Source organism: endosymbiont of Galathealinum brachiosum (genome assembly GCA_003349885.1).
GTDB lineage: Bacteria > Pseudomonadota > Gammaproteobacteria > SZUA-229 > SZUA-229 > SZUA-229.
This window is the reverse complement of sequence record QFXC01000010.1, coordinates 1-5,639: the sequence shown is the minus strand read 5'-3', so window position 1 is coordinate 5,639 and position 5,639 is coordinate 1. Positions and strand designations below refer to the sequence as shown.

2 tRNA genes and 2 rRNA genes are annotated in these 5,639 nt (G+C 48.8%); all 4 read left to right on the top strand.

The annotated features are described in order from the left end of the window. The first annotated feature begins 188 nt into the window (after positions 1–188). A 16S ribosomal RNA gene (locus DIZ80_08265) occupies positions 189–1,739 on the top strand. A gap of 139 nt (positions 1,740–1,878) precedes the next feature. Beyond that, positions 1,879–1,955, top strand: a tRNA-Ile gene (locus DIZ80_08260). A 132-nt stretch (positions 1,956–2,087) separates the two neighbouring features. Continuing rightward, positions 2,088–2,163 (top strand) — tRNA-Ala (locus DIZ80_08255). A gap of 333 nt (positions 2,164–2,496) precedes the next feature. Then, positions 2,497–5,410: ribosomal RNA gene (locus DIZ80_08250) — 23S ribosomal RNA — on the top strand. The 16S and 23S rRNA genes sit together here with 2 tRNA genes alongside, the layout of an rRNA operon. Positions 5,411–5,639: the final 229 nt, after the last annotated feature.

The window sequence follows — 5,639 nt, the reverse complement described above, 5'->3', positions numbered from 1 at the left end:
ATAGCCGGCTCGCCTCGAGCGATGATATTTAACAATCAGAGAATAGATAATTTGTGTGGGTGCTTGTGGTCAGCAAGCACAGAGACAAAAAATAACCACGGAGCTGAAGAGCGAAGTGGCATAGTTTTGTTTCAACACATTACACGTAATATGTAGTATACAAAGCTATGAAAACACTATTTAGTTATTAAACTGAAGAGTTTGATCATGGCTCAGATTGAACGCTGGCGGTATGCTTAACACATGCAAGTCGAACGGTAACAGCAAGAGCTTGCTCTTGGCTGACGAGTGGCGGACGGGTGAGTAACGCGTGGGAATCTACCCAGAAGTTCGGGACAACCTGGTGAAAACCAGGCTAATACCGAATAATATCTACGGATGAAAGGAGGGGATCTTCGGACCTTTCGCTTTTGGATGAGCCCGCGTTAGATTAGCTAGTTGGTGGGGTAAAGGCCTACCAAGGCGACGATCTATAGCTGGTCTGAGAGGACGATCAGCCACACTGGGACTGAGACACGGCCCAGACTCCTACGGGAGGCAGCAGTGGGGAATATTGGACAATGGGGGCAACCCTGATCCAGCAATACCGCGTGTGTGAAGAAGGCCTGCGGGTTGTAAAGCACTTTCAATTGTGAAGAAAAGATTAAGGTTAATAACCTTAGTCCTTGACGTTAACTTTAGAAGAAGCACCGGCTAACTCCGTGCCAGCAGCCGCGGTAATACGGAGGGTGCGAGCGTTAATCGGAATTACTGGGCGTAAAGCGTGCGTAGGCGGTTATTTAAGTCAGATGTGAAAGCCCCGGGCTCAACCTGGGAACTGCATTTGAAACTGGATAACTCGAGTTTGGTAGAGGTGAGTAGAATTCCTAGTGTAGCGGTGAAATGCGTAGATATTAGGAGGAATACCAGTGGCGAAGGCGGCTCACTGGACCAAAACTGACGCTGAGGCACGAAAGCGTGGGGAGCGAACGGGATTAGATACCCCGGTAGTCCACGCCGTAAACGATGTCAACTAGTCGTTGGGCCTTTCGGGGCTTAGTGACGCAGCTAACGCGTGAAGTTGACCGCCTGGGGAGTACGGCCGCAAGGCTAAAACTCAAATGAATTGACGGGGGCCCGCACAAGCGGTGGAGCATGTGGTTTAATTCGATGCAACGCGAAGAACCTTACCTACCCTTGACATCATCAGAACTTGTTAGAGATAACTCGGTGCCTTCGGGAACTGAATGACAGGTGCTGCATGGCTGTCGTCAGCTCGTGTCGTGAGATGTTGGGTTAAGTCCCGCAACGAGCGCAACCCTTATCCTTAGTTGCCAGCACATAATGGTGGGAACTCTAAGGAGACTGCCGGTGATAAACCGGAGGAAGGTGGGGATGACGTCAAGTCATCATGGCCCTTATGGGTAGGGCTACACACGTGCTACAATGGCCGGTACAGAGGGCAGCGAACTCGCGAGAGCAAGCAAATCCCACAAAGCCGGTCGTAGTCCGGATTGGAGTCTGCAACTCGACTCCATGAAGTTGGAATCGCTAGTAATCGTAGATCAGAATGCTACGGTGAATACGTTCCCGGGCCTTGTACACACCGCCCGTCACACCATGGGAGTGGGCTGCAAAAGAAGTAGGTAGTTTAACCTTCGGGAGGACGCTTACCACTTTGTGGTTCATGACTGGGGTGAAGTCGTAACAAGGTAGCCCTAGGGGAACCTGGGGCTGGATCACCTCCTTTAAAGAGAGCTCTGTTGCAAGTTGATTGCGAGCATCCACACAAGTTATCTATTACTCTGATTTTTAAAATCGTTAAGGAAAGACGATTAGCCGTACTGATATATAGACAGTAAAAGGCAATTGATAGCGATATCAAAAATACCGATTTACGGGTCTGTAGCTCAGTTGGTTAGAGCGCACCCCTGATAAGGGTGAGGTCGGTGGTTCAAATCCACCCAGACCCACCAATTTTGCGCAGATTGAATTTTCGAGATCCCTTATGTGCTAGCGCACACCGCGGCATCTCAAAAATCCAATCTGCACAAAATGTCATTACTGCTTAACCGGTAGTAATGATATTTACCGTTTGGTAAATTCCCGGGGTTATAGCTCAGCTGGGAGAGCGCCTGCCTTGCACGCAGGAGGTCGGGAGTTCGATCCTCCCTAGCTCCACCAAACTAAAGCGGTCTCTAACGAGACTGTTTTACTTTGGTCGAAAGATTGAAGATTGCCCTTGAGGCGTGATATTTAACAATTTGGATTCAAGTTAACGAATTACTTGAAACAGTTTACTGTTTTAAGTATTTAGATAACTCGCTTAGTTGATGAGACTAAGCGTGTAAACTAAAGTAAATTCGGGAACACATGCATCAAAAACAAACAATGTGATTTTAATTTCATGTAGTTTAATCAAGTGTTACTCACACAAGAAAAAACTTAATTAATGCGTACAAACATTAATTACTTGTGGTTCATGCATATAATGCTGAATAGCTCAGGTTATTTAGGGTTATATGGTTAAGTGAATAAGTGCACACGGTGGATGCCTAGGCGATAAGAGGCGATGAAGGACGTGGTAGTCTGCGATAAGCCCTGGCGAGCTGACAAACTAGCTTTGACCCAGGGATTTCCGAATGGGGAAACCCACCTGCTTGCAGGTACCCTTAACTGAATACATAGGTTAGGGGAGCGAACCCGGGGAACTGAAACATCTAAGTACCCGGAGGAAAAGAAATCAACCGAGATTCCGTCAGTAGCGGCGAGCGAACGCGGAACAGCCCTTAAGCTTATAAAGACTTAATAAAATGCTCTGGAAAGTGCAGCCATAGAAGGTGATAGCCCTGTATATGAAGGGTCTTTTTAAGTGAAATCGAGTAGGGCGGGACACGTGATATCCTGTCTGAATTTGGGGGGACCACCCTCCAAGGCTAAATACTCCTTATCGACCGATAGTGAACTAGTACCGTGAGGGAAAGGCGAAAAGAACCCCTGTGAGGGGAGTGAAATAGAACCTGAAACCGTGTGCATACAAGCAGTCGGAGCAGACTTGTTCTGTGACGGCGTACCTTTTGTATAATGGGTCAGCGACTTACATTTTGTGGCAAGCTTAACCGTATAGGGGAGGCGTAGGGAAACCGAGTCTTAATAGGGCGTCAAGTCGCAAGGTGTAGACCCGAAACCGGGCGATCTATCCATGGCCAGGTTGAAGGTTGGGTAATACCAACTGGAGGACCGAACCGACTTATGTTGAAAAATGAGCGGATGAGCTGTGGATCGGAGTGAAAGGCTAATCAAGCCCGGAGATAGCTGGTTCTCCTCGAAATCTATTTAGGTAGAGCCTCATGTATCACTTCTGGGGGTAGAGCACTGTTATGGCTAGGGGGTCATCCCGACTTACCAAACCATTGCAAACTCCGAATACCAGAAAGTGCGAGCATGGGAGACAGACAGTGGGTGCTAACGTCCATTGTCAAGAGGGAAACAACCCAGACCATCAGCTAAGGTCCCAAAATTATGGCTCAGTGGGAAACGATGTGGGAAGGCTTAGACAGCTAGGAGGTTGGCTTAGAAGCAGCCATCCTTTAAAGAAAGCGTAATAGCTCACTAGTCGAGTCGGCCTGCGCGGAAGATTTACCGGGGCTTAAGCCATATACCGAAGCTATGGGATTACACTTATGTGTGATCGGTAGAGGAGCGTTCTGTACGCCTGCGAAGGTGACCTGTAAGGGTTGCTGGAGGTATCAGAAGTGCGAATGCTGACGTGAGTAACGATAATGCGAGTGAAAAACTCGCACGCCGAAAACCCAAGGTTTCCTGCTCAACGCTAATCGGAGCAGGGTTAGTCGGACCCTAAGGCGAGGTCGAAAGACGTAGTCGATGGGAAACAGATTAATATTTCTGTACCGCTGATAACTGCGATGGGGGGACGGAGCAAGCTAGACGTACCGGGCGATGGTTGTCCCGGGGAAAGTGTGTAGGTTTAGAGTTTAGGAAAATCCGGACTCTTTTAAGACTGAGACACGAGACCAACTCTCTTTTGAGTGAAGTCGTCGATGCTATACTTCCAGGAAAATCCTCTAAGCTTCAGGTTATCAGGACCGTACCCCAAACCAACACAGGTGGGTGGGATGAGAATTCTAAGGCGCTTGAGAGAACTCGGGTGAAGGAACTAGGCAAAATGGATCCGTAACTTCGGGAGAAGGATCACCCTTAACTGTTAGAAGACTTGCTCTTCAAAGCGGATGAGGGTTGCAATAAATTGGTGGCTGCGACTGTTTACTAAAAACATAGCACTCTGCAAACTCGCAAGAGGACGTATAGGGTGTGACGCCTGCCCGGTGCCGGAAGGTTAATTGATGGGGTTATCTTCGGAGAAGCTCTTGATCGAAGCCCCGGTAAACGGCGGCCGTAACTATAACGGTCCTAAGGTAGCGAAATTCCTTGTCGGGTAAGTTCCGACCTGCACGAATGGCGTAACGATGGCCACACTGTCTCCACCCGAGACTCAGTGAAATCGAAATCGCAGTTAAGATGCTGTGTACCCGCGGCTAGACGGAAAGACCCCGTGAACCTTTACTATAGCTTTGCACTGAACGTTGAGCCTACTTGTGTAGGATAGGTGGGAGCCTTTGAAACCCGATCGCTAGATTGGGTGGAGGCAACCTTGAAATACCACCCTGGTATGTTTGACGTTCTAACCTGGACCCCTTATCGGGGTTAGGGACAGTGTATGGTGGGTAGTTTGACTGGGGCGGTCTCCTCCAAAAGAGTAACGGAGGAGTACGAAGGTGCACTCAGCGCGGTCGGACATCGCGCAATGAGCATAATGGTAGAAGTGCGCTTGACTGCGAGACAGACACGTCGAGCAGGTGCGAAAGCAGGTCATAGTGATCCGGTGGTTCTTAGTGGAAGGGCCATCGCTCAACGGATAAAAGGTACTCCGGGGATAACAGGCTGATACCGCCCAAGAGTTCATATCGACGGCGGTGTTTGGCACCTCGATGTCGGCTCATCACATCCTGGGGCTGAAGCAGGTCCCAAGGGTATGGCTGTTCGCCATTTAAAGTGGTACGCGAGCTGGGTTTAGAACGTCGTGAGACAGTTCGGTCCCTATCTGCCGTGGGCGTTGGAAACTTGAGAGGAGCTGCTCCTAGTACGAGAGGACCGGAGTGGACGAACCCCTGGTGTTTGGGTTGTCATGCCAATGGCATTGCCCAGTAGCTACGTTCGGAACTGATAACCGCTGAAAGCATCTAAGCGGGAAGCAGGCCTCAAGATGAAGTTTCCCTAATCTCTTGAAGATTCTAAAGGGTCGTTGAAGACTACAACGTTGATAGGCAGGGTGTGGAAGAGCAGTAATGCTTGAAGCTAACCTGTACTAATTGCCCGTGCGGCTTAACCATATAACCCCAAGTGACTTGGGTGTTGTGACACATGATTAAGCAACGTGAAATAAAATTAATCACATTGGCTATGAAAGTAGTAATGATGATGTATGTGTAACTAACTTGAATCCAGATTTTAAATTGGCTGAACTTACGCTTCTATAAGTTCAGTCAGTTACGAGACCCGGTAGAGATACCGGAAGAGTCTCAAAACGCCTTTCCTGGCGGCAATAGCGAAGTGGAACCACCTGATCCCATCTCGAACTC